The sequence below is a fragment of the Mycobacterium sp. 20KCMC460 genome (assembly GCF_022179425.1).
GTDB classification, from domain to species: domain Bacteria; phylum Actinomycetota; class Actinomycetes; order Mycobacteriales; family Mycobacteriaceae; genus Mycobacterium; species Mycobacterium kiyosense.
Genome location: NZ_AP025524.1, coordinates 1,205,062 through 1,229,381 on the forward strand (window position 1 = coordinate 1,205,062; position 24,320 = coordinate 1,229,381).

Here is a 24,320-nt window from a genome sequence, read left to right on the forward strand (position 1 = left end):
ACCTCAGATGAACACCCAGCACATCAACATCGGCTTGGCCCGGTACTCCGACTGGGCATTCACCTCGGCGGTGGTGGCGCTGGTGGTGGCGTTGCTGCTATTGGCGTGTGAGCTGGCCTTCGTGCGCACTCGCAAGCTCGAACCCGCCTACGCCGGCGGCGTGAGCAGCGACAGCGCCACCCCGGGAGTGGTGGACGACACCGTGGCGCGGCCGTTCGACGAGCGGGTGGGCCGCGCCGGTCTGGCGGTGCTCTACCTGGGCATCGGTCTGTTGGCGACCTGCATAGTGCTGCGGGGCCTGGCCACGATGCGGGTGCCTTGGGGCAACATGTACGAATTCATCAACCTGACCTGCATGTCCGGTCTGATCGCCGGCGCGGTGGTGCTGCGCCGGCCGCGCTATCGGCCGCTGTGGGTGTTCCTGCTGCTGCCGATCCTGGTGCTGCTGACGGTGTCCGGACGCTGGCTGTACACCAACGCCGCGCCCGTGATGCCGGCCCTGCAGTCCTACTGGCTGCCCATCCATGTCTCGGTGGTGAGTCTGGGCTCGGGGGTGTTCATGGTCGCCGGCATCGCCAGCATCCTGTTCCTGCTGCGGACCTCGCAGCTCGGGGAGCCCGGGGCCGACGGGAGCCTGGCCCGGCTGGTGCAGAAGTTCCCCGACGCGCAGACGCTGGACCGGATCGCCTACCGGACCACCATCTTCGCCTTCCCGGTGTTCGGGTTCGGGGTCATCTTCGGCGCCATCTGGGCCGAGGAAGCCTGGGGCCGTTACTGGGGCTGGGACCCCAAGGAGACAGTGTCGTTCATCGCATGGGTGGTGTACGCCGCCTACTTACATGCCAGGTCAACGGCGGGTTGGCGGGACCGCAAGGCGGCCTGGATCAACGTCGCGGGGTTCGTCGCGATGGTCTTCAACCTGTTCTTCGTTAACCTGGTGACCGTCGGCCTGCACTCGTACGCGGGAGTGGGCTGACCAAGTACACGGGCCGAAAACAGGGGGATTGACGACAGTGGCAGAGCATCCGACGCCGGGCGTGGGGGCGCCGCGGGTCCATCAGGGCGACGGGGACGCCAGCCCGGACCAGCCGACCATGCAGATACCGGCCGTTCCGCACGAGGCCGTCGGTGAGACGCCCACCAGGGCTTTCGCCGGATTCCGCACCGAGCGCCGGGTGCCCGGGGCCACCGACAGCACGGTGGGTTCGGCCAGCATGGTGCCGCCGCCCCAACCGGTCGGGGTGGCCGCCGAGCGGCCCCAGTGGGATGCCGGACCGAACACCGGACCGGTGTCGGCGGCCACCCGGGTGGATCCGACGGCCTACGGCGCGTACTACCCGGGACCGGCCGACCAAGGCGCCCAGCAGGCGCCCGAACGCCCCCAGTTCCGTCCGGAGCCGCTGCCGCAGACGCCGTACCCGGAGCTGTCCAGCACGGTGCTGCTGCGCCCGGTCAAGCCACCGCCATCGGAGGGTTGGCGCCGGGCCCTGTACGTGCTGTCGGGTCAACTGATCAACCTGGGTGAGAGCCCCCGGGCGACGCGGCACAACAACCTGGTCGCCCAGATCAACCGACCGCTGCGCGGCAGCTACCGCATCGCGGTCCTTTCGCTGAAGGGTGGCGTGGGCAAGACCACGATCACCGCCACGCTGGGTTCGATGTTCGCCTCGGTGCGTGGCGACCGGGTGGTCGCGGTGGACGCCAATCCCGATCGCGGGACGCTGAGCCAGAAGATTCCGCTCGAGACCCCGGCGACCGTGCGCCACCTGCTGCGCGACGCCGACAAGATCGAGCGGTACAGCGACGTGCGCGGCTACACCTCGCAGAACGAGAGCGGGCTGGAGGTGGTGGCCTCGGAGAGCGATCCGACGGTGTCCGAGGCGTTCAGCGGCGACGACTACACCCGCACCCTGGAAATTCTGGATCGTTTCTACGGCTTGGTGCTCACCGACTGCGGCACCGGACTGCTGCATTCGACCATGTCGGCGGTGCTGGACAAGGCCGACGTGCTGATCGTGGTCGCTTCGGGATCCATCGACGGTGCGCGTAGCGCCTCGGCGACGCTGGACTGGCTGGACGCCCACGGCCACGAGGATCTGGTACGTAACTCGATCGCGGTGATCAACGGGATCCGGTCCCGCTCGGGCAAGGTCGACATGCAGAAAGTCATCGACCATTTCGCACGGCGGTGCCGCGCGGTGCGGGTGGTGCCGTTCGACCCGCATCTGGAAGAGGGCGCCGAGATCAGCCTCGATCGGCTGAAGCGGGATACCCGCGAAGCGCTCGCCGAGCTGGCGGCAGCGGTGGCCGAGGGATTTCCGGGCGACCCGCGACGCGCCAACCCGAACTTCGTCTAGCGCGGCTTGTTGTCGCCCAGACGGCGCAGAAACTCCGGGTCGTCGTCGGGACCGATGACGCGTGTCTTCGGCGGGCTGGACTGAGCCCGCGCCGCGCGCAAGCCGAAAAAGATCAGCGTCCCCACAATAAGGACGACGAGCAGGAAAAGCACTCGACACCTCCTTGGTCGAATATACCTGCGTCGTAGGCTCGGGTTGTGTCAGAAGCGGCGAGCGAACAGACCACCGGCGGGCCCGGCATAGTCCCCGTCGTCGTCTATGCGGCGGCCAGGCTGCTATTGGCGGCCGTGGTGAGCGGCGCGATATATGGCGTGGCCCGGCTGCTCGGAGTGGCCGATTTCCCGGTCACCGTCGCCGTGCTGCTCGGCCTGGTCGTTGCGATGCCGCTGGGCATGTGGGTGTTCGGCCCGTTGCGCAGGCGGGCCACCGCCGCGCTCGAAGTGACCGGCGAGCGCCGGCGCAAGGAGCGTGACGAGCTTCGGGCCCGGCTGCGTGGCGACGCGGTCGCCGATTCGGGCTCCGACGAGGACTGACTCAGTTGGCGGGCATCCGCACGACCTGCGCGGCGTAGCTCAAACCCGCCCCGTAGCCGATCAGCAGGGCCAGATCACCGGGCCGGGATGCGCCGGTCGCCAGCAGCTCGTGCATCGCCAGCGGGATGGACGCCGCCGACGTGTTTCCGGTGTGTTCGATGTCGTTGGCGACGACCGTGTCCGGGCGCAGCTGCAGGTTCTTGGCCAGCAGCTCGTTGATTCTGCTGTTGGCCTGGTGCGGGATGAAGACATCGACCTCGTCCGGCCGCACCCCGGCGGCGTCCATGGCCTCCCGGCCGACCTTGCCCATCTCGAACGCCGCCCAGCGGAAGACGGCCGTGCCTTCCATCCGCAGGAAGGGGCGCGGGCCGGTCGGATTCAGCGTGTAGTCGATCCAGTTGATGTCCTGGCGGATGGCGTTGGCCTGCTCGCCGTCGCTACCCCAGACGGTCGGACCGATTCCTTGCTCGGGCGTTTCGCCCACCACCACGGCGGCGGCGCCGTCGGCGAAGATGAAGCAGTTGCTGCGGTCCGACATGTCGACGGTGGGAGACAGTTTCTCGGTGCCGATCACCAGCATCTTGCGCGCGCTGCCGCCGCGCACCATGTCGGCACCGACGGCCAGCGCGTAGCCGAAGCCCGCGCACCCCACCGAGAGGTCGAAACCCGGTACTCCCTTGGCGCCGAGCGCCGCCGCGACGGCGGGGGCGGCGGCCGGGGTCTGCAGGAAGTGGGTGTTGGTGGCCAGGATGACGCCGTCGATCTCGGTCGGGTCGAGCGCGGCCCGGGTCAGTGCCTCCCGGCTCGCCTCGACCGCCATCGATGCCGCGGTTTCGTCGTCAGCGGCGAAGCGTCGGGTCTTGATGCCGGTCCTGGAGAAGATCCACTCGTCGGACGAGTCGATGTTGCGGCATATCTCTTCGTTGGTCACCACACGTTCGGGGCGGTAGGCCCCGACGCTGAGCAAACCGATCTTCCGGGGGCCGCTGGCCGAGGCAATTTCCGACATGCTCGTCCTTCCGCGTCATCTAACCCCCCAAGCTTGATCGACTCTAGGCGCGCCGGGGCCGGGGCCGCGCAGTCGGGTGCCTACCGCAGCGCGGTACCGATGCCCCTGCGGCGCGCTCGCCGCCCCCGGAACGGCCGCCGGTTCGGTGCGTCCGTCTTTCCCCCAACCCCTGAGTTACTTGCCGACATTTCCGGCCAGCGCCAACGCCGCAGCCACCGCAATCGCCCACACCACCATGGCCAGCCCGGTGTCGCGCAGCACCGGAATCAGCTCCGGGCCGCCGCGGCCGGATCGCACCGGCCGGTCGGCGCGCAGCGCCAGCGGCGTGGCGACCAGACCCGCCGCACACCACGGCGTCGCGGCCAGCAGGACCAGCGTCAGCACGCCGGTCAGCGCCAGCAGCGAATGGTAGAGCACCCGGGTGCGATGATCGCCCAGCCGGACCGCCAGGGTGATCTTGCCGGACACGGTGTCGGTGGGAATGTCGCGCAGGTTGTTGGCGACCAGCACTGAGGACGACAGCGCCCCGATCGCGACGGCCAGCACCGCGCCGACCCAGTCGATCCGTAACGCCTGAACGTACTGGGTGCCCAGCACGGCGGTCAGGCCGAAGAAGACGAACACCGCCGCCTCGCCGTACCCGGAGTAGCCGTAGGGCTTGGAGCCACCTGTGTACAGCCACGCGCCGAGTACGCAGGCGATGCCGACGCCGATCAGCCAGGGTCCGCTGACCAGCGCCAGCACCAGCCCGGCCACACAGCCGATGAACAGGCTCACCAGTGCGGCGGTCAGCACCGCCCGCGGGGTGGCCGCCCGCGACCCGACCAGGCGCATCGGGCCGGCCCGCTCGTCGTCGGTGCCGCGGATGCCGTCGGAGTAGTCGTTGGCGTAGTTGACCCCGACGATGAACGCCAGCGCCACACCCAACGCCAACAACGCTTTCCACCACACCGCGGAGTGCAGCCAGGCCGCGGCCCCGGTGCCGGCGACGACGGGCGCCACCGCGTTCGGCAGCGTTCGTGGGCGAGCGCCGGAAACCCACTGCGCAAAAGTGGCCACCAGGGCATCCTGCCCTATGCACCACAATGGGCGGATGCTCGGAGTGATCGGCGGCAGCGGCTTCTACACGTTTTTCGACTCGGACACCCGGACCGTAATCCCGGACACCCCGTACGGCCGGCCCAGCGCACCCATCACCGTCGGCGCCGTCGGGGAGCACCAGGTCGCTTTCCTGCCGCGGCACGGCGCGGACCACGAGTACACGGCGCACACCGTGCCTTACCGGGCCAATATGTGGGCGTTGCGCACGGTGGGAGTCCGGCGGGTGTTCGCGCCGTGTGCTGTCGGCAGCCTGGACCCCGACGTGGGACCCGGCTCGGTGGTGGTGCCCGATCAGCTGGTCGACCGGACCAGCGCGCGGGCGGACACCTACTTCGATGTCGGCGGGGTGCACACCAGCTTCGCCGACCCGTATTGCCCGACGCTGCGCACCGCCGTCACCGGCCTGCCCGACGTCCGCGATGGCGGCACGATGGTGGTCATCCAGGGTCCCCGGTTCTCCACACGCGCGGAGAGCCGATGGTTCGCCGCCGCCGGTTTCAGCCTGGTCAACATGACCGGCTACCCGGAGGCGATTCTCGCTCGCGAACTCGAATTATGTTATGCGGCAATCGCTTTGGTGACCGACGTGGACGCCGGCGTCGCGGTGGGCGAGGGCGTCAAGGGCGTCGACGTGTTCGCGCAGTTCGGGCAGCACATCGACAAGCTCAAGCAACTGGTTCGCTCAGCGCTGGGACGTGTCGCCACCGAGCGCACCTGCACGCACTGTCAGCAGCATGCCGGGGTGGCGCTGCCGTTCGAGCTGCCCTGAGCCGGCTCAGGACGGGTTACCCGGCGGCCGGTAGATCTTCGGTCGCGGCGCCCCCTCGCCGGGTGCTGCGGCGCGCGGAGCCTGGCCGTGCCCGGACAGCACCGAGGTGGGTGCGTCGGAACCGGCAGCCCCGAACTGGGTCGTCCGGGCCTCCGACGGAGGCGGCGGTCCGCCGGGACGGGTGGGCAGCGGGACCCGGGGCCGGCCCGGACCCGACGCCCCGGCGGCGGGACGCTGGACGGGGCCACGGCGGCGCGGCCGGCGCGGTTTGCGAATCCGTCCGGCGACGATGATCGCGACCAGGACGCACAGGGCGAGCCCGCACAGGGCTACGTCGAACGTGCTGTCGATCTGCTGCGCGAGGTCGTTTCCGTACACCGGCCCCACCGAGGGCTGCGCGAAGCGCGGCGCCAGCAGGACGCCGAGGATCACCCGGGAAATCATCAGGGCGAACACCAAACCGCTCAACCAGACGAGCAGCCGCGACCGCAGTGCCCCGTCGGCCAGCTTGGCCCGCAGCCACCACGCCAGCATCGCGGCGGTGAGGTTGAACACCGCCAGCATCGAGATGTCGTAGCGGGAGTACGGATAGTTCAGCAACATCTCGACGGCGAGGTCGGTCAATCGCATGAGTACCGATCCCAGACACCAGACGATGATCAGCGCCAGGGCTTTGCGGATCGCGGTGCGCCAGATTTCCCGATCGTTGCGCGTCTCGCCGGAGCTGAACAACGCCATCGGCGCGAAGATCGCGGCGGCGCCCGCCCAGGCCAGGTAGCCCTCGTAGCCGACCCCGGCCGTCGAGGTGTTCTGCGCGATGCCGTGGAACGCGTCGATCTCCCGGCCGGCGGGCAGGGCCCACACGATCATTCCGGCGAGCAGCGTAGAACCGCCCAGCCACAGGGTCGGCAACCGGGAGCCGACGGCGTTGCGCAGCACCCATCGCGACGCGACCAGCACGGCGGCCAGCGCCACCGCGCCGTACACCACCGCGGTCAGGATGACCGCGATATTGCGGGTGCCGAACGACGCCGACCCGTTACTGTCGACCAATGCGTACCGCAACCGCCAGCACAGGTGGAATCCGGCGCTCAGCGACGCCCCGAACATCGATGCGTAGCCGATGAGGCGGGCCAGGCGCAGCCATCGGTGGTAGAGGTTCTCGTCGATCACGGGCCTGCCGAGCACCGGCTGGGCGCTCAGCAGGGCGCCGGCGAAGCCCAGCCAGCCGCCGGGACCGACGCCGCCGGGAACGTAGGCCTTGCCGCCGATCTTGATCGACTCCCACACGTCGAAAACGACGAAACCGACCACCAGCAGCAGGTAGGGGGCGTTCAGGATCACACGCAGCCGATTTGCCGAAACGCGGCCGCGCGACAGCGCCAGCGGCAGCAGCGACAGCAGTGTCACTGCCCCGAGCAGTACCCACAGCAAAGTGCTGCTGTCCGGGATGCCCAACCCGAAATACAGGTTCCACGGGAACAGGGGGGCCAGCAGCAGCAACGCGAACGCGCTCAGGTCACGTCCGGCGTTGCGGCGTTTGGTGAGATGATCGGGCGCCTCCGGCCCGGCGTATGCGGCTGGCCGGGCATCCGCGGGGGGCGGGCCGGAAGGCGCTTGGCGGACGCCCGCGATGGGGCCGGTCGGCGTGTCGTCGCTGCTCAGGCTCACGATGGCCCCCAGGGATCGAGGTCGGGTACTGCCGGTGCAGGTTTCCGAGGGCAAGGGAACCCCTTGCCGGGGCCGCTGCGTTGCTCTGTTGCGAACATAATCTCCATTCGGACGCAGTGGCTGTGAGCAGGTTATGAACACCGGCTGGATAACCGGTGACCGTCCCCGCCGGTCGGGAATGCGGTTACGCTGCGCTCATAGGAAAAAACCTGGTAGCCGAATGATGGATAGTGCCGACGGTATCGCAGTGTAATTATGCCGGGAGATTGCTGGTTATGGGGTAGGCAGCCGAAGGAGAGCCGCATAAATGGACGTGGTGTTGGGGGTGGCGGTCACGGGCCGCGTCGCGCGCCTGGCTCTGGTCGACGCGGTAGCGCGCGGTGGCGAGGTGATCGACCAGTATTCGGTTGACTTGGCGGGCGACCCGGTCGCGGACTTGTCCGAAACGGTGGTGGGCACCCACCGGCTGTTGTCCGACGAGGGACACCGGTTGCTGGCCACCGAGTTGTGCTGGCCTGACCGGTACGGGGCCGAGCGGCTGACGCAGGCGCTGAGCTACGCCGGGGTGCCGAATGTTCATCTGGTGCCGCCGTCGGAGGCGGCGCGGCGGCCGGTGGGCCCGGGGCGTGCGGCCGCGGTGGCGTTGCTGTTCGGCAATCAGATGGCGAGTCCCGCTGCCTCGGGCGACCCGGACGCCCCGCCGACGATGTTTGCCTCCGCACCACCCGACAGCAACTTCGCAGCCGACGCGACGATGGCGTCTCCGGTGGTGTCGTCCGACGCGACGATGGCGGCCCCGGCGCTGGGCGGCGACGGCGGCTACGGCTCGGCCGGTGGTGGCTGGCCGCCGGGCTCGGGCGTCGATCAATCGGTGCCGCCAGGCGATGGCGGCGGTTTCGGGTCCGCGGGGGCGACGATGGCTCAGCCGGTGCTGCCCGGTGATGGTGGCGCTGCCCCCGCTGGTTGGGGGCCGTCGGGTTCGGGTGTGGATCAGTCCGCGCTGCCCGGCGACGGTGGTGCTGCCGGCTCGGCCGGTGGTTGGGGGCCGTCGGGTTCGGGTGTGGATCAATCGCCGCTGGCCGGGGACGGCGGTGCCGGCTCGGCCGGTGGTTGGGCGCCGGCGGATTCGGGTGTGGACAAGTCGGCGCTGCCCGGTGATGGCGGGTCCGGCTCGGCCGGTGGCGGCGGGTATGGCTCACCGATCGAAAATCCGCACTTGCCCCCTGATCACGGCGGGTTCAGCCCCGCCGGCTCGACGGTCGCGCAGCCGGCGCTGCCCGCGGATGCGACCATGGCTGCGCCCTCACTCGGCGATGCGACGATGGCTGCGCCGATCTCCGGTGACGGGGGCGGCGCGAACTTCCATTCGGGTGTCTCCTCGGGCGACCCCGGTGTGGGCGGCGACCCGCATGCGCACGCGTACCTGCATTCGGGAGTGGCTTCCGGTGATCCGGGCGCCCCTGGCGACGCGACCGCCTTCCTGCCGCCCGCCGACGGCGGCGCGTCGTCGTCCGGGGACGAACAGCTCGCGTATTCACAGGCCAGCGAGTACGACATCCTGCCGGTGGACACCGACGGCTTCGGTGAATACGGCGACGAGTACGCCGACGGGTACGAGGACGAATTCGACGACGGGTTCGACGAGGACGACCCGGACGCCGGCGGCAGTCCGCACAACCTGAAGCGGTTGCTGATCAGCAACGCCGTCGCCGCGTTCGCCGTCATGGGGTTTGCTTCGCTGGCCGTCGCGGTGGCCGTCACCGTGCGCCCGGCCGCGGCGTCCACCCCGGTCGAAGGACACCAGAACGCGCAGCCGGGCAAGTTCATGCCGCTGTTGCCGACCGAGCAGCAGGCGCCGGTGCCGCCGCCGGCGCCCGAGGCGCCCACCGTTGGGTTCCAGGGCGGCTCGATCCCCCCGGTGCAGAACATTCCGACGCAGGCGCCGGTGCCGGCCGCTCCGGCTCCGGTGCCGAATGCTCCCGCTCCGGTGCCGAACGCTCCGGCTCCCGTCCCGGTGCCGATTCCGCTGCCGATTCCCTTCCCGGGTTGGGTGCCGGGCATGCCGACCTGGCCGACCTACACGCCACCGACCTACCCGACGCCGTTCACTCCGCCGACTACGCCCTACACAACCCCCGCGACCACGCCTGCCACCACGGCACCGACGACGCCGCCGACCACCGCGCCGACGACGCCACCGAGCACCGCGCCCACGACGGCGGCCCCGACCACCCCGCCCACCACTGCGGCACCGAGGGTGAGCACGCCGCCCACCACGGCCGCCCCCGCCCCGACCACCGCCGCCCCGGTACCGACGACCGCCGCCCCGGTACCGACGACCGCAGCACCGCAACCCACCCGGGCTCCGCAGCCCACCTACGCCCCGCAGCCCACTCAGGCGCCGGCGCCGCGGACCCAGGCCCCCCAGGCGCCCACGGTGGCGCCCAAGGTGCCAACGCAACAGGCGCCGAAGGTGCCGTCGGGGCCGCGCTGAACCGCCAACCTGGTCGGCGGTTTACCAGTTGGTAAAGATGAAGCTGTTCAGCAGCAGCGCCCCGGCGGCGTTGACGGTCAGCCACGCGCGGTGCGACCGCACCGGCAGCAGCGCGGGGGCGGCGGTGAGCCAGACGGTGAACGGCAGCCAGATGCGCTCGGTCTCGGCCTTGCTCAGCATGCTCAGATCCGCGAGGACGATCGCGGCCAGGGCCGCGAGTAGCAGCAGGTGCAGGCCCGATCGGCGCCGGATGGCGGCGGCGTCGAACACCCGGCTCAGCCCGGCGACACCGCCCAGGCCGACCGCGCAGACCGTGCATGCCAGATTGGCCCAGCTCCAATACTGAAACGGCCGGTCCTTCGCGATGCCCTGCCAATAGCGTTGTCGCACAAGGTCGTAACCATCGAACCAGTAGAACCCGGACACGGCGAACGCGACCGCCACCGCCACCGCCACCAGTACGGCCGGTCCCAGCGCGCGCAGGGCCGCTCGCCACTGTGGCGCCGAGATCAGCACCGCCAGCGCGGGCAACCCGATCAGCACCAGGCCATAGCTGAGAAAAATGCCCCAGCCGAGCAGTAGCCCCGCTGCGGCGGCCAGCGGCACCGGGAAGCGGGATTTGCCGTGTGCTGCCAACGCCAGCAGCGCGATGCCCCAGGCCGCGACCCCGGCGAAATAGCCGTCGGCCGATACCGCGATCCAGATCGCGGTCGGTGCCATCGCCACGAACGGGGCAGCGCGGCGCGCGGTCGGTTCGTCGGCCAGCGCGCGCAGGGCGATCACCACGGCGGCGGCCGCGCTGGATCCCACCAACAGGCACAGCAGTCCGGCCCAGGCGCCGCCGTGCAGGCCGATTCGGTCGAGCCACACGAACGTCAGCAATGCGCCCGGCGGATGCCCCGAGACGTGCGTGGTCCACGAGTGCGGTTGGAAGTCGACGATCCGGCCGGCGAACCCGCGCAGCGTCGCGGGGATGTCGGTGATGCCGGGGACTTCCCACAGGTATTCGTCCCGGGTGGTCAACCGGCCCGCGAAACCGCGCTGCCAGCCGTCGATCATGGCCAGCGCGAACGCCCATCCGCACGCCGTCGCCCAGGTTCCCAGAATCAGTGCACGCCACGAAAGTCGTTGTGCTGCAACCGGTCCCCAGCCGATGACAGTCACCGCCAGCAGCGCCGCGGCGACCGTTGCCCAGCCGTAGTGGATGTCCCAGTAGCCGAAGATGGGCGCGGCGCCGGCGTGCCGGGCGAAGCGTTCCAGGCCGGTGTCGCGGCGCGGGTTGACGCCCAGGTGCAGCCGTGGCAGCACGAACGCCGCGACCACCAGTGCGATCGCGGCCGACACCGCGACAGTCTCCCGGCGCGCGATCCTCACAACCGGTCAGCCTAAGACCCGAAGCGGCGGATCAACGCCGTCCGGTCCAGCTTGCCGATGCCGCGGCGCGGGAGTTCGGCGACCACGTGCAGGTCGCGCGGCGCGGCGGTGCTGTCCAGGGTCGCTGCGACGTGGGCACGCAACTCGTCCAGCGTCGGCGCTTTCGATCCCGGCCCGACCACGATCGCAGCGACCACCCGCTGGCCCAATCGGTCGTCGGGAACACCGAACACCGCGCAGTCGGTCACCGCCGGATGGGTGCCCAGTGCCGCCTCGACCGGGCCCGGCAGCACGGTCAGCCCACCGGTGCTGATCGCGTCGTCGACCCGGCCCAACACGATCAGTGCGCCCGAATCATCAAGGGCGCCAACGTCGTCGGTGACAAACCAGCCCGGCTCGGCGAACGGGTCGGGGTCGACCGGATTGCGATAGCCGACCGCCAGGGTGGCGCCACCCAGCACGATGCGGCCGTCGTCTCGCACCCGCAGCCCCACCCCGTCCAGGGGGACGCCGTCGTACACGCAGCCGCCGGCCGTCTCGCTCATCCCGTAGGTCCGGATCACGGTGATGCCTGCCGTCGAGGCGGCCTCGAGCACCGGCCGCGGTGCCGGACCGCCGCCGAGCAGGACGGCGTCCAGTTCGGCCAGCGCAGCGGTCGCGGCGGAGTCGGTCAGCACCTTGGCCAGCTGGGCGGCGACCAACGCCGTGTAACGCCGTCCGGACCCCAATTCGGCTACGGCGCGGGGCAGCCCGCTGACGTCGAATCCGCCGGACACGTCCAGCTCGACCGGCACGGTTCCGGCGATCACGCTGCGGATCAGCACCTGCAGCCCGGCGATGTGATACGGCGGCACGGCCAGCAGCCAGCGGCCGGGACCGCCGATGCGCCGGTGGGTCGCCGATGCGCTGGCGGTCAGTGCGGCCGCGGTCAGCAGCGCACCCTTGGGTGCGCCGGTGGTTCCCGATGTGGTCACGACCAGGGCGACGTCGTCGTCGATCTGCTCGCCGACCCGCAGGCCACGCAGCCTCTGATCGTCCCGCTCGGATGCCACGACCAGCGCCGGGTCTTGCCCGGCGAGCACGCGTTGCAGGGCGGGAAGCAGTACCGCGGTGGCTGATCCGGGGGGGACGCGCAACGCCCGGAGGACGGCTATGCGTGGTCTCCGTTTTCGCGGGCGTCGTCCAGTGGCCAGCCCTGGGCGGCCAGTCGGGTGCGCACGCGTTCGACGTCTGCGGGAGAGGGCAACTCGTCGGTGAGTTGGGTGATGGCCACGCCGATGTCGATATGGTCGACTTTGAGTTCCCCGCGCCGCATCAATTCGTTTGCGACCGTGACGATTTCGTCGTTGGTCAGGCGGCGCGCCAGCAGTGCGAGCACCGCGAAGGAGTCTGTCGGTGGAATGCCTTCCGGGTATCCCGCCCGCAGCCACGAGACGATCGAACTGAGAAATCGGTTCATTGTGCGATCAACTTACCCGGCCGATCGGCGCCGAAACCTAAGTTGACCAGGATTGCTGCGTCATGGCTTGGCCCCCAGGAACGGATAGTGAGTGTGATGAGCGATGAAGTCGCGCGCGATGTAGAGCACCCCCAGAATCACCACCGCGGCCACCAGCGCGTAAATCGCCCAGCCGAGAGCCACCAGCAGCGGGCGCGACTTACCGGGGGATCCGTTCAAGCCGGCGTCTACGCTGCCGGCGGCTTGCAGTCGGATGCCCACCGCGAACAGCCCGGGCAGCGCCGCCCCGGCAAGCAGGCTGAAAAGCAGGATCTTGAGGGTTGCCTCGTAGTTGAACCACGCGTTCATGCCACATTCCCTGAAGTCAGCGAGTCATCGGAGCCGAACTGAGGTGGTGTCGCACCGGGACGGGGTCCGTGGCCGTTGGACGGTTCGTGGTCTGGACTGTCCAGACCAGCGGTCAGGTCGCCCTTCCAATCGGCGTTAACGTTCTTGTGGTCGACGGTGACCTTGCGCGACTGCCGGTAGATCACGCCGGATACCGCCAGCAACAGGCCGAAGCCGATGATGGCTCCCGGGTACCCGCCGATCAGGTGGACGATCCAGTAGGTCACCGCACCGACCAGCCCGGCCAGCGGCAGCGTGACCAGCCACGCGGTTGCCATACGGCCGGCCACGCCCCAGCGCACCTCGCCGCCCGGCTTGCCCAATCCACTGCCCATCACCGAACCGGTGCAGACCTGGGTTGTCGACAGCGCGTAACCGAAGTGCGCAGAGAGCAGGATGACCGCGGCCGAGGACGACTCTGCGGCCATGCCCTGCGGCGACTTGATCTCGACCAGGCCCTTGCCCAGCGTGCGGATGATGCGCCAGCCGCCCAGGTAGGTGCCGGTGGCCATGGCCACCGCGCAGGCGACGATGACCCACAGTGGTGGCACCGAGGCCGACTTGGGGATTGCCCCGTACGACATCAGCGCCAGGAAGATGATGCCCATCGTCTTCTGCGCGTCGTTGGTGCCGTGTGCCAGCGAAACCAGCGACGCCGAACCGATCTGGCCGCGCCGGAACCCGGCCTCGGTGCGTTCGGTCGGAACACCGCGGGTGATTCGGTAGACCAACCAGGTGGCCAGCGCTCCGACCAGGATGGCCAGGATCGCCGACACGACGGCGGGGATGATCGCCTTGGACATGACGCCCTTCCAGATCACCCCGTGTCCGCCGACCGCGGCGATGGTGGCGCCGACGATGCCACCGATCAGTGCGTGCGAGGAGCTCGAGGGGATACCGAGGAGCCAGGTGAGCAGGTTCCAGATCACGCCGCCGACCAGACCGGCGAATACCAGTTCGAGGGTCACGATGTGCGAGTCGATCAGGCCCTTGGCGATGGTGGCCGCGACCGCGGTCGACAGGAACGCGCCCACCAGGTTCAGTACCGCTGACAGCGCCACCGCGACCTTGGGCGCCAGCGCGCCACTGGCGATGGACGTGGCCATCGCATTGCCGGTGTCGTGAAAGCCGTTGGTGAAGTCGAAGGCGAGCGCGGTCACCACGACGATGATCAAGAGGAACAACTGGATGTTCACAGGGCCTGATTCTGGTAGTCGGAGCATTCCGTTGTCGAACGGATGATTAGGTGAAACGCAGGAATATCGCGAGTCGTCGCCAGATGTTACCTAGTAGTTAACCTTGGGTTCGTTCTGCTCACTGCCGGGTGTCCGCGCGCAGCGGATGACCTTGGGGAACCTCGATGAAGATGAGCGTGACGCCGTCGGGATCGGTGACGTGCATCTCGTGCAGACCCCACGGTTCGCGCCGCGCCTCGCGCGCGATCGGCACGCCGCGGCCGCGCAGTTCGGCCTGGGTGGCTTCCAGGTCGCGCACCTGCAGCCACAGCGCGCCGGGAAAAGGTCCGCGGGAATGGTCCGGCTCCCCGAAACCGGCCAGTTCCAGCAGTGACTGGCCGGCGAAAAAGACAGTGCCTGCGCCGTATTCACGAGCGATCGCCAGCCCGATCTCGTCCCGGTAGAAGCTCAGCGAGCGTTCGTAGTCGGCCGGTCGGAGCAGCATCCGGCTCGCGAGGATCTCCATCACTCGTGTCTAGCACGCACGGGTTCAGGCCGAGCCGTTGCGGCGCTGCATCAACGAGTTGACCCAGCGCGGTCCCACGGTGTTGAGGGCCTTGGCCGCGATGGCCATCCGGGGCGCGATCTGCACCGGCCGGGTGCGGGCCGCGGTGACCATCCATTCACCGGCCTCCTGAGAGGTCAGGGCGGGCAGGCCGGCGTAGGCCTTGGTGGGGGCGATCATCGGGGTGGCCACCAACGGGTAGTAGAGGGCCGTCGAGTGCACGCCCTTGGGGCCCCATTCGGTTTCGGCGATCCGGGTCACCGCGGTCAGCGCGGCCTTGGAGGCGTTGTAGACGGCGAACAGCGGGGCTGCCTCGTTGAGCACTCCCCAGGTCGAGACGTTGATGACGTGGCCGTCGCCGCGCTCGATCATCCCGGGGGCCAGTCCGCGCATCAGCCGCAGCGGCGCGTAGTAGTTCAGCTTCATGGTCCGCTCGACGTCGTGCCAGCGTTCCAGTGACTCGATGAGTGGCCGCCGGATGGATCGGCCGGCGTTGTTGATCAGGATGTCGACCCCGCCGATCCGCTCGTTGACGTCGGCGATCAGGGCGTCGACGGCGTCCATGTCGGAGATGTCGCAGGGGATCGACAACGCCGTTCCGCCGCCGGCGGTGATCCGGTCGGCGAGTTCGTCCAGCAGATCCTGACGTCGCGCGACGGCGACGACGGTGGCGCCGCGCTCGGCGAACTGTTCGGCCGCGGCCGCGCCGATGCCCGAGGAGGCGCCGGTGAGCAGCACCCGTTTGCCGTGCAGTTCGACGGGTTTGATCACCGGGCGATTGAGCAGTACCTGGGGCGCCGCGGGCGGGCGCATGCTGGCCAGCACCAGCTGGTCGGTCAGTCGGCGTAACGGGCTCTTACTCACGACGGCAGTCTAGGTGGGTGGGTTGACGCACTTACGCCCAACCGGGCCACGCTGACTATCGAAACCCAGGAGGGTTGGCCTGAATTGAAGCGGCACAACTGATTTCGTCCCTACCTACTCAAGAAGCAGAGGACTTGTCGGTGCCCCTTCGTAGAATTCGGGTATGTCGTCGAGCACGTGTGGGGAGATCGCCGCGGTGCTCGACGGGCTCGATGGCGAGGCGGAACGCTTGTGTGAGTTGAGCTTTGAGGCCTCGACCACTGCGGAGCTGCTGGGTGTGATCGACCGGGTGGAACGCATCGTGCGCAAGCTGGCGGTGCCCGGGCATGCGGTGATCAACCAACTCGCCCTGGCGGCCACCAATGCTGAGCTGTGCGGCACCCTGGGACAGGCGTTGTCGAATCGGTTGCGGATCAACAAAAGTGACGCCAACCAACGCATCACCCAGACCGCGGCCGCCAACGCGACGGGCTGATCGGGGCCGAGCACGTCAACATCATTCAGGGGTTCTTCAACAAGCTGCCCGACACGTCGATGCGCCCGCCCGCGCCGAAGCCGAAGCCAAACTGGCGTTGATCGCCGGGGGGTATCGCCCCGACCAACTCGCCGACTACGCCCAGGTCTATAAAGACTGCCTCAAACCCGACGGCGACTTTAGGCCCGACGAACCCGAACACACCCGCAAACGCGGCATCACCCTGGGCCGCCCAGCAACCCGACGGAATGACCAAGATCAGCGGCTGGCTGACCCCCCAATGCCGCGCCACCGTCGAACCGGTGCTGGCCAAACTCGCCGCCCCCGGCATGGCCAACCCCGACGACGACCACCCGATCCTCGACGGGCGCGCCGCCCAAGACGCCGTGGACCGCGACACCCGCACCGCCGAGCAGCGCACCCACGACGCCCTGATGGGGGCCCTGCGCGTCCTGCTGCAGTCCGGCACACTCGGCCAACACCACGGCCTGCCCACCACCCTCATCGTGACCACCACCCTGGCCGAACTCGAAGCCGGCGCCGGCCGCGCCCTGACCGCCGGTGGCACCCTGCTGCCCATGACCGACGTGATCGGCCCGGCCGCCCGCGCGCACCACTACCTGGCCGTCTTCGACCACGACAAAACCCTGGCCCTCTACCAGGGCAAACGCCTGGCCACCCCCGAACAACGCCTGGTCCTGCTGGGCAAAGACCGCGGCTGCACCAAACCGGGCTGCACCGTGCCCGGCTACTGGACCCAGGTCCACCACCTCGAAGGCTGGTTCGCCAAACAACGCACCCACATCGACGAACTCACCCTGGCCTGCGGACCCGACAACCGCATGGTCGAACTGCGCAACTACATCACCCGCCGCAACGCCCACAGCCTCACCGAATGGATCCCCCCCGACCACCTCGACCACGGCCAACCCCGCACCAACTGCATGCACCACCCCGAACGACCACTGAAACCCGACCCCAAACCCGAGAAGGAACCCGAACCATAGGTACGCCGCTCAGAAGTAATCAGAAGTACCGCGGAAACGGGCTCCAGTCGGGTGGGCGCTTCTGCAGGAAGGCATCTCTGCCCTCGACGGCCTCGTCGGTCATGTACGCCAGCCGGGTGGCTTCCCCGGCGAACAGCTGCTGGCCCACCAGCCCGTCGTCGAGCAGGTTGAACGCAAACTTCAACATCCGTTGCGCCTGAGGAGATTTCGCGTTGATCTCGGCTGCCCACTGGGCGCCGACGGCTTCCAGTTCGGCGTGGTCGACAACCTCGTTCACCGCGCCCATCCGATGCATCTGCTCGGCGGTGTACGGCCGGCCCAGGAAGAAGATCTCGCGGGCGAACTTCTGGCCCACCTGACGTGCGAGATACGCGCTGCCGTAACCGCCGTCGAAACTGCCGACGTCGGCGTCGGTCTGCTTGAACCGGGCGTGCTCGCGGCTGGCCAGGGTGAGGTCGCACACCACGTGCAGGCTGTGCCCGCCGCCGGCGGCCCAGCCGTTGACCAGGCAGATCACCACTTTGGGCATGAACCGGATCAGCCGCTGCACCTCCAGGATGTGCAGCCGCCCGGCCCGTGCCGCGTCGACCGTGTCGGCGGTTTCGCCGGACGCGTACTGGTAACCGCTGCGGCCGCGGATGCGTTGGTCGCCGCCGGAGCAGAAGGCCCAGCCGCCGTCCTTGGGCGAGGGTCCGTTGCCGGTCAGCAGCACCACGCCGACGTCGGGTGACATCCGCGCATGGTCGAGCACCCGGTACAACTCGTCGACGGTGTGCGGGCGGAACGCGTTGCGCACCTCGGGGCGGTCGAACGCCACCCGCACCGTCGCGTCGTTGACGTGGTGGTGATAGGTGACATCGGTCAGGTCGTCGAATCCGTCGACAGTTCTCCAGATGCCGGGGTCAAAGGGGTTGGCGGTCAAGGCTGTTGAACTCCATCCTGGTCGATGGTGAGGTTGCCGCAGCTGATCGTCTGCGCGGATGTCACCTCGGGGTCTGCTGTCGAGGCGGCCGCCAGCGTATCGGAGCGTCCGGTGGTGGCGCGGGTGCCGTCCAGGTTGATCTCGGTGCGGTGCACGGTCCACTGGCCGCCGTTGTCGAGGGCTTGCAGTGCGACCAGGCGACGGCCGTCGCCAAGGTCGCTGCAGCCGACGCCGGTGCCGCTGTCGCGCAGGTTCTGCAAGTCGAAAACGAACGGCTTGCCGGAGCGGCTGTCCACCACCGTCCGGAGCTCGCATTGGGCGAACACGAACAGCTGTGCGCCGCGGCCGTCGCTGACCAGGATCTGGGTTTCTCCGTTCTGCTGCGCGTCAACAGCCAAGGCGCGCAATGGAATCGGACTTGCCGATACGATCGGCACGCCGATCCTGGCGCCGCTTGCGGTACTGACCCCCACCAGTCGGTTCGTGGCGCCGTTGTCGCCCTGCTGTAGTCCGATCCACAGCGCGTCGGGCAGTCCGTCGCCGTCGAGGTCGCCGACCTGGCGCTGCACGCTGCCGGGCGGCAGCGCAGCCCCGCCCGGCGGGCAGCCGGGGGAGGCGTGCGCCGCAGGTGCGAGGCCGAGCCAACCCAGCAGGACCACCACCGTCGCCGCGCGCAGCATCAGAGGGCTTCGAATCGGAAGACGGCGCATCGTCCCGCCAGCGCCTCGAACTCCTCGGGACGGCCGTCCTTGACCAGTCCGGACCGTTTCATGAAGCCGACCCCGGTGGGGACCTCGGTGGGGAACGACCGCAACACCGGTTTGGCCTCCTCCGGGGACAGTTCGACCATTCGTACCCGCTCGGTGCTGCGGCCGCGGGTCAGCGTCACTTGCCCGGCGGCTCGGACGTTCTTCACCCAGTCCGCGCCGGGGAAACCGGCTACCACGTAGCGCCGGCCGGCCAGCGTCATCGGGGTCACCGGGGTGGACCGCTCGGCACCGGATTTGCGGCCTCGCACGGTCAGCACCACCGGACTCTCACCGCCGAAACTCAACCCCAACTTCGACAGCCGGATGAAGACCTTGTTCATCGGTTTCAGCCACCACGGCGGCTTGACGGATTTGCCGTTCGCCATGGCGCCGACGTTACCGCCAGGCGATCGCTGCGCGCCGATCCCTACGCGCCGATCCCCTGCGCGCCGAACCCTGCGCGCCGATCCCCTGTGCGCCGATCCCCTGTGCGCCGAACGTCACGCTAGCGTGACGTTCGCCGCCGAGCGTTGCGCCAGCGTGACGGTCGGGGGGGTCAAGGGGTCAAGGGGTCGGGGGGTCAAGGGGTCGGGGGGTCGGGCGGTCGAGGGGTCGAGGGGTCGAGGGGTCGAGGGCGAACGGTGGGGGGCATGGATCAGCCCACGGCGCGCCCGGCGCCCTCCCAGAACTGTGCGCGGACGGCCTTCTTGTCCGGCTTGCCCAGTCCGGTCAGCGGCAGAGCATCCACCACGACCACCCGCTTGGGCGACTGCACCGAACCCTTGCGTTCCTTGACCGCGGCCTGGACCTCGACGGTCATCGCCTCCACGGCGGCCTCATCCTGGGCGGCGTCGGCACGGAGCACCACCACCGCGGTGACGGCCTCGCCCCACTTCTCGTCGGGTGTACCGACCACACACACCTGCGCAACGGACGGGTGCTCGGCGATGACGTCCTCGACTTCCCGGGGGAACACATTGAAGCCGCCGGTGACGATCATGTCCTTGACCCGGTCGACGATGAAGTAGAAGCCGTCCTCGTCCTCGCGCGCCATGTCGCCGGTGTGCAGCCAGCCGTCTCGGAAGGTCTCGGCGGTCGCCTCGGGCAACTGCCAGTACCCGCCCGCCAAAAGTGGTCCGCTGACACAGATTTCGCCCGGCTCGCCCTGCGGCACCGGCTTGCCGTCCTCGCCGAGCAGCGCCACCCGCGCGAACAGGGTGGGGCGTCCGCAGGAGGTCAGGCGCTTCTCGTCATGGTCGGCCTTGGCCAGATAGGTGATCACCATCGGCGCCTCGGACTGCCCGTAGTACTGGGCGAAGATGGGGCCGAAGCGGCGGATCGCCTCGGCCAACCGCACCGGGTTGATCGCCGAGGCGCCGTAGTACACCGTCTCCAGCGAGGACAGGTCGCGGGTCTGCGAATCCGGGTGGTCCATCAGCGCGTAGAGCATCGACGGCACCAGCATGGTAGCCGTAATACGTTGCTCTTCAATAACTTTCAACACCTCGGCCGGGTCGAACTTGGATAGCACCACCATCTCGCCGCCTTTGACCACCGTCGGCGTGAAGAAGGCCGCACCGGCATGCGACAGCGGGGTGCACATCAGGAAACGCGGATGCTCGGGCCATTCCCACTCCGCGAGCTGGATCTGGGTCATGGTGGCGATGTTGCCGGTGGTGCCGATCACACCCTTGGGTTTTCCGGTGGTGCCGCCGGTGTAGGTGAGGCCGCCGATGTGGTTTGGCGGTAGGTCGGCGACCACCAGCGGCTTGGGCTCGTATTTGGCGGCCTCCGCCGACAGGTCCACCGCCACACCGCGCAACGCCTCGGGCACCGGCCCGATGGTCAGGATCCGCTGCAGGGAGGGCACCTTCTCCAGCAGACCCAGTGCGCGCTCGACGAACATCGGGTTGGGGTCGATGATCAACGCGCTGGCGCCGGCGTCGGAGAGCACGTAGGCGTGGTCGTCCAGCGAGCCGAGCGGGTGCAGCGCGGTGCGCCGGTAGCCCTGGGTCTGGCTGGCGCCCAGGATCATCAGCACCTCGGGGCGGTTGAGCGACAGCAGCCCAACGGTGACCCCGGTGCCGGCGCCCAGTGCTTCGAAGGCCTGGACGTACTGGCTGATCCGTTCGGCGAGCTGACCACCGGTCAGGGTGGTGTCCCCGAGAAACAGCACCGGTCTGTTCTTGTGCCGTTTGAGTGCGCCAACCAGCAGGTGGCCGTTGTGGGTCGGGTTGCGCAGCAGGTCGTCGCTCATGAACCCAGACTAGAACGTGTTGCAGTTCTGCCGATGCCGACCCTCGGCGGCTACTGTTTCAGCACATGAGCGCCGCCGAGGTCGTGATTACCGGGACCGTACTGACCGTCGACGAAAACCGCCCCACGGCGGAGGCGATCGCCATCACCGACGGCCGCATAGTCGCTGTCGGCGACCGCTCCGACATGGCGCCGCACATCGGCCCGCAAACTCGGTCGATCGATATCGGGGACGGCTGTGTCATGCCGGGATTCGTTGAGGCACACGGCCATCCGCTGATGGAGGCCATCGCGCTGTCGGACCGCATCGTCGACATCCGGCCCGTCACCATCCCGGATCCGCACGACGTCGTCGCCGCCGTCCGCAGCGAAGCCGCCCGCCGCGGACCGCAGGGTGCCTACCTGAACGGCTGGGACGCGCTGCTGCAACCCGGCCTGCCCGACCCCACACTGAGCTGGCTGGACGCCGTCGCGCCGGACGGCCCGCTGGTGATCATCCACAACTCCGGTCACAAGGCGTACTTCAACTCTCGCGCCGCACAGCTCAACCGCTTGACCCGGGAAACCCCCGACCCCAAGGGCGCCAGATACGGTCGCGACGCCGACGGAGCGCTCGACGGCACCGCGGAGGAGATCGGCGCGGTGTTCCCCTTGCTGGGCGGGGTTATCGCGGCCGACAGCTACCCGGACATGCTGCGCGCCGAGTGCGCCCGGCTGAACCGGGCCGGGCTGACCACCTGTTCGGAGATGGCGTTCGACCCCAAGTTCGGTCCGCTGGTGCAGCAGTTACACGACGAGCTGACGGTGCGGCTGCGCACCTACGAGGTGTCCAACGCCGAGCTGCACACCGACGCGACCCCCGGGCAGGGTGACGACATGCTGCGCCAGGTCGGCATCAAGGTCTGGGTGGACGGCTCGCCGTGGATCGGCAATATCGCGTTGTCGTTTCCCTACCTGGACACCCCGGCGACCCGATCCGCGGGCATCACGCCCGGGTCCTGCGGCTGTGCCAACTACACAAGCGAGCAGCTGGACGAAATCGTCAACGCTTACTTTCCGCGTGGTTGGCAGCTGGCCTGCCATGTCCAGGGCGACGCCGGTGTGGACGTCATCCTGGATGTGTATGAGCAAGCGCTGCAACGCAATCCGCGCCCCGATCACCGGCTGCGACTGGAACACGTCGGCGCCATCCGGCCCGAGCAACTGCGGCGCGCCGCCGACCTTGGTGTCACCTGCAGCATCTTCGTCGACCAGATCCACTACTGGGGCGACGTCATCGTCGACGGGTTGTTCGGTGCGGAACGTGGCTCGCGCTGGATGCCGGCCGGGTCGGCGGTGGCCACCGGCATGCGCATCTCGCTGCACAACGACCCGCCGGTCACGCCGGAGGAGCCGCTGCGCAACATCAGCGTGGCCGCGACCCGGATGGCGCCCAGCGGGCGGGTGCTGGCTCCGGAGGAACGGCTCACCGTCGAGCAGGCAATCCGCGCGCAGACCATCGACGCGGCCTGGCAGTTGTTCGCTGACGACGTGATCGGCTCGGTGGAGGTCGGCAAGTACGCCGACCTGGTGGTGCTGTCGGCCGATCCGCGCACCGTGCCGCCCGAGCAGATCGCCGATCTCGAAGTGCGTGCGACTTACCTGGCGGGACGCCAGGTCTACTGACTCTTGCGAGCGCGGGCGGCGGCGAGCAGTTCGTCCACGGCGTCGCTGAGGCACTGTTCGTAAACCTCGGGGTCGGGCAGGGCGGCACGGTCGGCGGTGAAGCAGAAGGTCACCCGGTTTCCGTAGCTGCCGATGCCGTTGTTGAGGCCCATCCCGTCGAGCACCGGGCCGAGACCGGTGGTGTCGACCATCTGCGCGCCGCAGAAGTACATCGGTGTCAGCGGTCCGGGGACGTTGCTGACCAGGGTGTGGGCGGCTACGGCGCGTCCGCGCCGGCTGAGCGCGCGCACCGCTGCCCGCTGCACCGTGCCCATCAGGCCGCCGAGGGCTTCCTCCGACATCTCGATGAGCGAGCGGACGGGATGGGCGTCGGACTCCTTCACATGCGCGGTCGAGGTCACGATGCGCGCCAGCCGCTGCATCGGGTCGGCTTCGTCGGTCGCCATGGTGATGGGTGACACGGAGTACTCGTTACCGCTGGTGGCTGTGCTGGTCGCCGAGCTCGCACCGCCGCTGGCGCGGGTGCTGGTCGGCCGGACCGAGATCGGCATCATCGCCACCATCGCCTCGTCGGGCAGCTCGCCTTTGTCGCTGAGGTAGCGCCGGATGGCCCCGCCGACGATGGCCAGGCCGATGTCGTTGATCTTGGCCTCCGGCATTGCGGTGCGGATCTCCTTGAGGACGTCCAGCGTGGTGTACGCGGTGCCGAAGACGCGGTGGGGCGAGACGATCTGGTTGAAGCGGGTCGCTTTGGGCAGCGACGCGGGCGACGTGACGTCGGGGTCGCGGTTGTCGAGTACCAGCGTGGGCAGCTGGCGCGCGACCTTGCGGACTCGGCCCAGCACATCGAAGGGCCGGGTGATGCCGTGCAGCGCGGCCCGGCTGAGCAGGCCGGCGTCGGAGGGGATGGGGTCGGGCTCCCAGTGGTAGCCCTCGGGCACCGGCGGCGGCGCTCCGTCGGGTTCGTGGGTGTGGATCGCGGTGAGGATCTCGGCGCCGGCGACACCGTCGATTGCGGCGTGGTGGATACGAAGGAACACGGCGAAGGCGCCCTCCGGTAGGTGGTCGACGCCGTCAAGGCCGTCGATCAGGTACAGCTCCCAGGGCGGCCGGGTGAGGTCCAGGGGCCGGGCGTGGATGCGAGCGATCTGCGTGCACAGCTGCCGCCAGCTCCCGGGCCGGGGTAGCGCGATGTGCCGCACGTGGTACTCGAGGTCGAAGTCGCCGTCCCGGATCCACCAGGGCCGGTCGGCGCCGAAGGGTACGTGCACGAGCCGTTCCCGGAAGCTCTCGGCGACGTGGAGTCGGGCCTGGATGTAGGTGAGCACCTCCTCGTAGGTGACGGGCTCGCCATTGCGGGTCGAGGGGTCGTAGATGCCGACGATGCCGACGGTGTTGTGGGCATTCGAGGTGTCCAGTGACACCATCGTCCAGTCAGCGCTGGACAGCTGCCGCATGGTCCCTCCTCAGGTTCCGCGCGAGGTTGCG

The 24,320-nt window shown here is 69.1% G+C and carries 22 protein-coding genes and 1 pseudogene; 7 read left to right on the top strand and 16 right to left on the bottom strand.

From position 1 onward, the window contains the following. Positions 1-7: 7 nt before the first annotated feature. Positions 8-976 carry a c-type cytochrome biogenesis protein CcsB gene (ccsB, locus tag MKCMC460_RS05580; RefSeq protein ID WP_236980883.1) on the top strand — a complete coding sequence of 323 codons (969 nt, stop codon included), beginning with the start codon at positions 8-10 and terminating at the stop codon, positions 974-976. A 37-nt stretch (positions 977-1,013) separates the two neighbouring features. Beyond that, the gene (locus tag MKCMC460_RS05585) at positions 1,014-2,357 is read left to right on the top strand and encodes a MinD/ParA family protein (RefSeq protein ID WP_289624942.1); all 1,344 of its coding nucleotides are present in this window, start codon (positions 1,014-1,016) and stop codon (positions 2,355-2,357) included. On the opposite strand, the gene MKCMC460_RS05590 is transcribed toward MKCMC460_RS05585, so the two are convergent. Continuing rightward, positions 2,354-2,509, bottom strand: a complete 156-nt coding sequence (locus MKCMC460_RS05590; RefSeq protein WP_236980885.1) for a hypothetical protein — start codon at positions 2,507-2,509, stop codon at positions 2,354-2,356. The two genes, MKCMC460_RS05585 and MKCMC460_RS05590, sit on opposite strands and share 4 nt — an antisense overlap. A gap of 45 nt (positions 2,510-2,554) precedes the next feature. On the opposite strand from MKCMC460_RS05590, the gene MKCMC460_RS05595 reads away from it, so the two are divergent. Next, positions 2,555-2,890: a DUF4229 domain-containing protein gene (locus MKCMC460_RS05595; protein WP_236980887.1), complete on the top strand. Its 336-nt coding sequence runs from the start codon at positions 2,555-2,557 to the stop codon at positions 2,888-2,890. Position 2,891: 1 nt separating this feature from the next. On the opposite strand, the gene fabH is transcribed toward MKCMC460_RS05595, so the two are convergent. Together fabH and MKCMC460_RS05605 are read right to left on the bottom strand one after the other, a co-directional pair. After that, a complete protein-coding gene (gene fabH / locus MKCMC460_RS05600; RefSeq protein ID WP_236980896.1) occupies positions 2,892-3,899 on the bottom strand; it encodes a beta-ketoacyl-ACP synthase III in 1,008 nt (335 codons plus the stop codon). 174 nt (positions 3,900-4,073) lie between these two features. Continuing rightward, positions 4,074-4,958: a 1,4-dihydroxy-2-naphthoate polyprenyltransferase gene (locus tag MKCMC460_RS05605; RefSeq protein ID WP_236980898.1), complete on the bottom strand. Its 885-nt coding sequence runs from the start codon at positions 4,956-4,958 to the stop codon at positions 4,074-4,076. Between the two features lie 16 nt (positions 4,959-4,974). Here MKCMC460_RS05605 and MKCMC460_RS05610 point away from each other — a divergent pair, with 16 nt between their 5' ends. Next, a complete protein-coding gene (locus MKCMC460_RS05610; protein ID WP_255731137.1) occupies positions 4,975-5,769 on the top strand; it encodes an S-methyl-5'-thioadenosine phosphorylase in 795 nt (264 codons plus the stop codon). A 6-nt stretch (positions 5,770-5,775) separates the two neighbouring features. Here MKCMC460_RS05610 and MKCMC460_RS05615 read toward each other — a convergent pair whose 3' ends face one another. Next, on the bottom strand, positions 5,776-7,287 hold the full coding sequence (locus MKCMC460_RS05615; protein WP_236983791.1) for a hypothetical protein: 1,512 nt from the start codon (positions 7,285-7,287) through the stop codon (positions 5,776-5,778). Positions 7,288-7,747: 460 nt separating this feature from the next. Between MKCMC460_RS05615 and MKCMC460_RS05620 the strand changes: the two genes are divergently transcribed. Continuing rightward, entirely contained in the window at positions 7,748-9,934 is a 2,187-nt protein-coding gene (locus MKCMC460_RS05620; RefSeq protein ID WP_236980902.1) for a hypothetical protein, read from the top strand. 21 nt (positions 9,935-9,955) lie between these two features. Here the strand turns inward: MKCMC460_RS05620 and MKCMC460_RS05625 are convergent, their stop codons facing one another. The 7 genes from MKCMC460_RS05625 to MKCMC460_RS05655 form a co-directional block, all read right to left on the bottom strand. Continuing rightward, the gene (locus MKCMC460_RS05625) at positions 9,956-11,308 is read right to left on the bottom strand and encodes a hypothetical protein (RefSeq protein ID WP_236980904.1); all 1,353 of its coding nucleotides are present in this window, start codon (positions 11,306-11,308) and stop codon (positions 9,956-9,958) included. An 11-nt stretch (positions 11,309-11,319) separates the two neighbouring features. Beyond that, positions 11,320-12,390, bottom strand: a complete 1,071-nt coding sequence (menE, locus tag MKCMC460_RS05630; protein WP_236983793.1) for an o-succinylbenzoate--CoA ligase — start codon at positions 12,388-12,390, stop codon at positions 11,320-11,322. Between the two features lie 68 nt (positions 12,391-12,458). Then, positions 12,459-12,767: a DUF3349 domain-containing protein gene (locus MKCMC460_RS05635; protein WP_236980906.1), complete on the bottom strand. Its 309-nt coding sequence runs from the start codon at positions 12,765-12,767 to the stop codon at positions 12,459-12,461. A 60-nt stretch (positions 12,768-12,827) separates the two neighbouring features. Further along, positions 12,828-13,115, bottom strand: a complete 288-nt coding sequence (locus tag MKCMC460_RS05640; protein ID WP_236980908.1) for a hypothetical protein — start codon at positions 13,113-13,115, stop codon at positions 12,828-12,830. Beyond that, a complete protein-coding gene (locus MKCMC460_RS05645) occupies positions 13,112-14,350 on the bottom strand; it encodes an inorganic phosphate transporter (protein WP_236980910.1) in 1,239 nt (412 codons plus the stop codon). The genes MKCMC460_RS05640 and MKCMC460_RS05645 overlap by 4 nt, the downstream gene beginning before the upstream one ends. 118 nt (positions 14,351-14,468) lie before the next feature. Further along, the gene (locus tag MKCMC460_RS05650; RefSeq protein WP_236980912.1) at positions 14,469-14,855 is read right to left on the bottom strand and encodes a VOC family protein; all 387 of its coding nucleotides are present in this window, start codon (positions 14,853-14,855) and stop codon (positions 14,469-14,471) included. 24 nt (positions 14,856-14,879) lie between these two features. Beyond that, positions 14,880-15,758: an SDR family oxidoreductase gene (locus MKCMC460_RS05655; protein WP_236980914.1), complete on the bottom strand. Its 879-nt coding sequence runs from the start codon at positions 15,756-15,758 to the stop codon at positions 14,880-14,882. Positions 15,759-15,921: 163 nt separating this feature from the next. On the opposite strand from MKCMC460_RS05655, the pseudogene MKCMC460_RS05660 reads away from it, so the two are divergent. Continuing rightward, positions 15,922-17,240 (top strand): annotated as a pseudogene (locus MKCMC460_RS05660) (HNH endonuclease signature motif containing protein). Positions 17,241-17,259: 19 nt separating this feature from the next. Here the strand turns inward: MKCMC460_RS05660 and MKCMC460_RS05665 are convergent. The 4 genes from MKCMC460_RS05665 to fadD8 form a co-directional block, all read right to left on the bottom strand. Next, positions 17,260-18,162: a 1,4-dihydroxy-2-naphthoyl-CoA synthase gene (locus MKCMC460_RS05665; protein WP_236980916.1), complete on the bottom strand. Its 903-nt coding sequence runs from the start codon at positions 18,160-18,162 to the stop codon at positions 17,260-17,262. Then, the gene (locus tag MKCMC460_RS05670) at positions 18,159-18,842 is read right to left on the bottom strand and encodes a hypothetical protein (protein ID WP_236980918.1); all 684 of its coding nucleotides are present in this window, start codon (positions 18,840-18,842) and stop codon (positions 18,159-18,161) included. The genes MKCMC460_RS05665 and MKCMC460_RS05670 overlap by 4 nt, the downstream gene beginning before the upstream one ends. Then, positions 18,842-19,297 carry a nitroreductase family deazaflavin-dependent oxidoreductase gene (locus MKCMC460_RS05675; RefSeq protein WP_236980920.1) on the bottom strand — a complete coding sequence of 152 codons (456 nt, stop codon included), beginning with the start codon at positions 19,295-19,297 and terminating at the stop codon, positions 18,842-18,844. The genes MKCMC460_RS05670 and MKCMC460_RS05675 overlap by 1 nt, the downstream gene beginning before the upstream one ends. Positions 19,298-19,566: 269 nt before the next feature. Beyond that, entirely contained in the window at positions 19,567-21,168 is a 1,602-nt protein-coding gene (gene fadD8, locus MKCMC460_RS05680; protein ID WP_236980922.1) for a fatty-acid--CoA ligase FadD8, read from the bottom strand. A gap of 65 nt (positions 21,169-21,233) precedes the next feature. On the opposite strand from fadD8, the gene MKCMC460_RS05685 reads away from it, so the two are divergent. After that, entirely contained in the window at positions 21,234-22,832 is a 1,599-nt protein-coding gene (locus tag MKCMC460_RS05685; protein WP_236980924.1) for an amidohydrolase, read from the top strand. On the opposite strand, the gene MKCMC460_RS05690 is transcribed toward MKCMC460_RS05685, so the two are convergent. Continuing rightward, positions 22,826-24,289, bottom strand: coding sequence for a wax ester/triacylglycerol synthase family O-acyltransferase (locus MKCMC460_RS05690; RefSeq protein WP_236980926.1), 1,464 nt, complete (start codon positions 24,287-24,289; stop codon positions 22,826-22,828). The two genes, MKCMC460_RS05685 and MKCMC460_RS05690, sit on opposite strands and share 7 nt — an antisense overlap. Positions 24,290-24,320: the final 31 nt, after the last annotated feature.

What these genes read in the sequence shown, in the direction of transcription:
- ccsB (WP_236980883.1), top strand. Translation starts at nt 8, where the DNA reads ATGAACACCCAGCACATCAACATCGGCTTGGCCCGGTACTCCGACTGG.
- fabH (WP_236980896.1), bottom strand. Translation starts at nt 3,899, where the DNA reads ATGTCGGAAATTGCCTCGGCCAGCGGCCCCCGGAAGATCGGTTTGCTC.
- MKCMC460_RS05610 (WP_255731137.1), top strand. Translation starts at nt 4,975, where the DNA reads ATGCACCACAATGGGCGGATGCTCGGAGTGATCGGCGGCAGCGGCTTC.
- MKCMC460_RS05620 (WP_236980902.1), top strand. Translation starts at nt 7,748, where the DNA reads ATGGACGTGGTGTTGGGGGTGGCGGTCACGGGCCGCGTCGCGCGCCTG.
- MKCMC460_RS05635 (WP_236980906.1), bottom strand. Translation starts at nt 12,767, where the DNA reads ATGAACCGATTTCTCAGTTCGATCGTCTCGTGGCTGCGGGCGGGATAC.
- MKCMC460_RS05640 (WP_236980908.1), bottom strand. Translation starts at nt 13,115, where the DNA reads ATGAACGCGTGGTTCAACTACGAGGCAACCCTCAAGATCCTGCTTTTC.
- MKCMC460_RS05650 (WP_236980912.1), bottom strand. Translation starts at nt 14,855, where the DNA reads ATGGAGATCCTCGCGAGCCGGATGCTGCTCCGACCGGCCGACTACGAA.
- MKCMC460_RS05670 (WP_236980918.1), bottom strand. Translation starts at nt 18,842, where the DNA reads ATGCTGCGCGCGGCGACGGTGGTGGTCCTGCTGGGTTGGCTCGGCCTC.
- MKCMC460_RS05675 (WP_236980920.1), bottom strand. Translation starts at nt 19,297, where the DNA reads ATGGCGAACGGCAAATCCGTCAAGCCGCCGTGGTGGCTGAAACCGATG.
- fadD8 (WP_236980922.1), bottom strand. Translation starts at nt 21,168, where the DNA reads ATGAGCGACGACCTGCTGCGCAACCCGACCCACAACGGCCACCTGCTG.
- MKCMC460_RS05685 (WP_236980924.1), top strand. Translation starts at nt 21,234, where the DNA reads ATGAGCGCCGCCGAGGTCGTGATTACCGGGACCGTACTGACCGTCGAC.
- MKCMC460_RS05690 (WP_236980926.1), bottom strand. Translation starts at nt 24,289, where the DNA reads ATGCGGCAGCTGTCCAGCGCTGACTGGACGATGGTGTCACTGGACACC.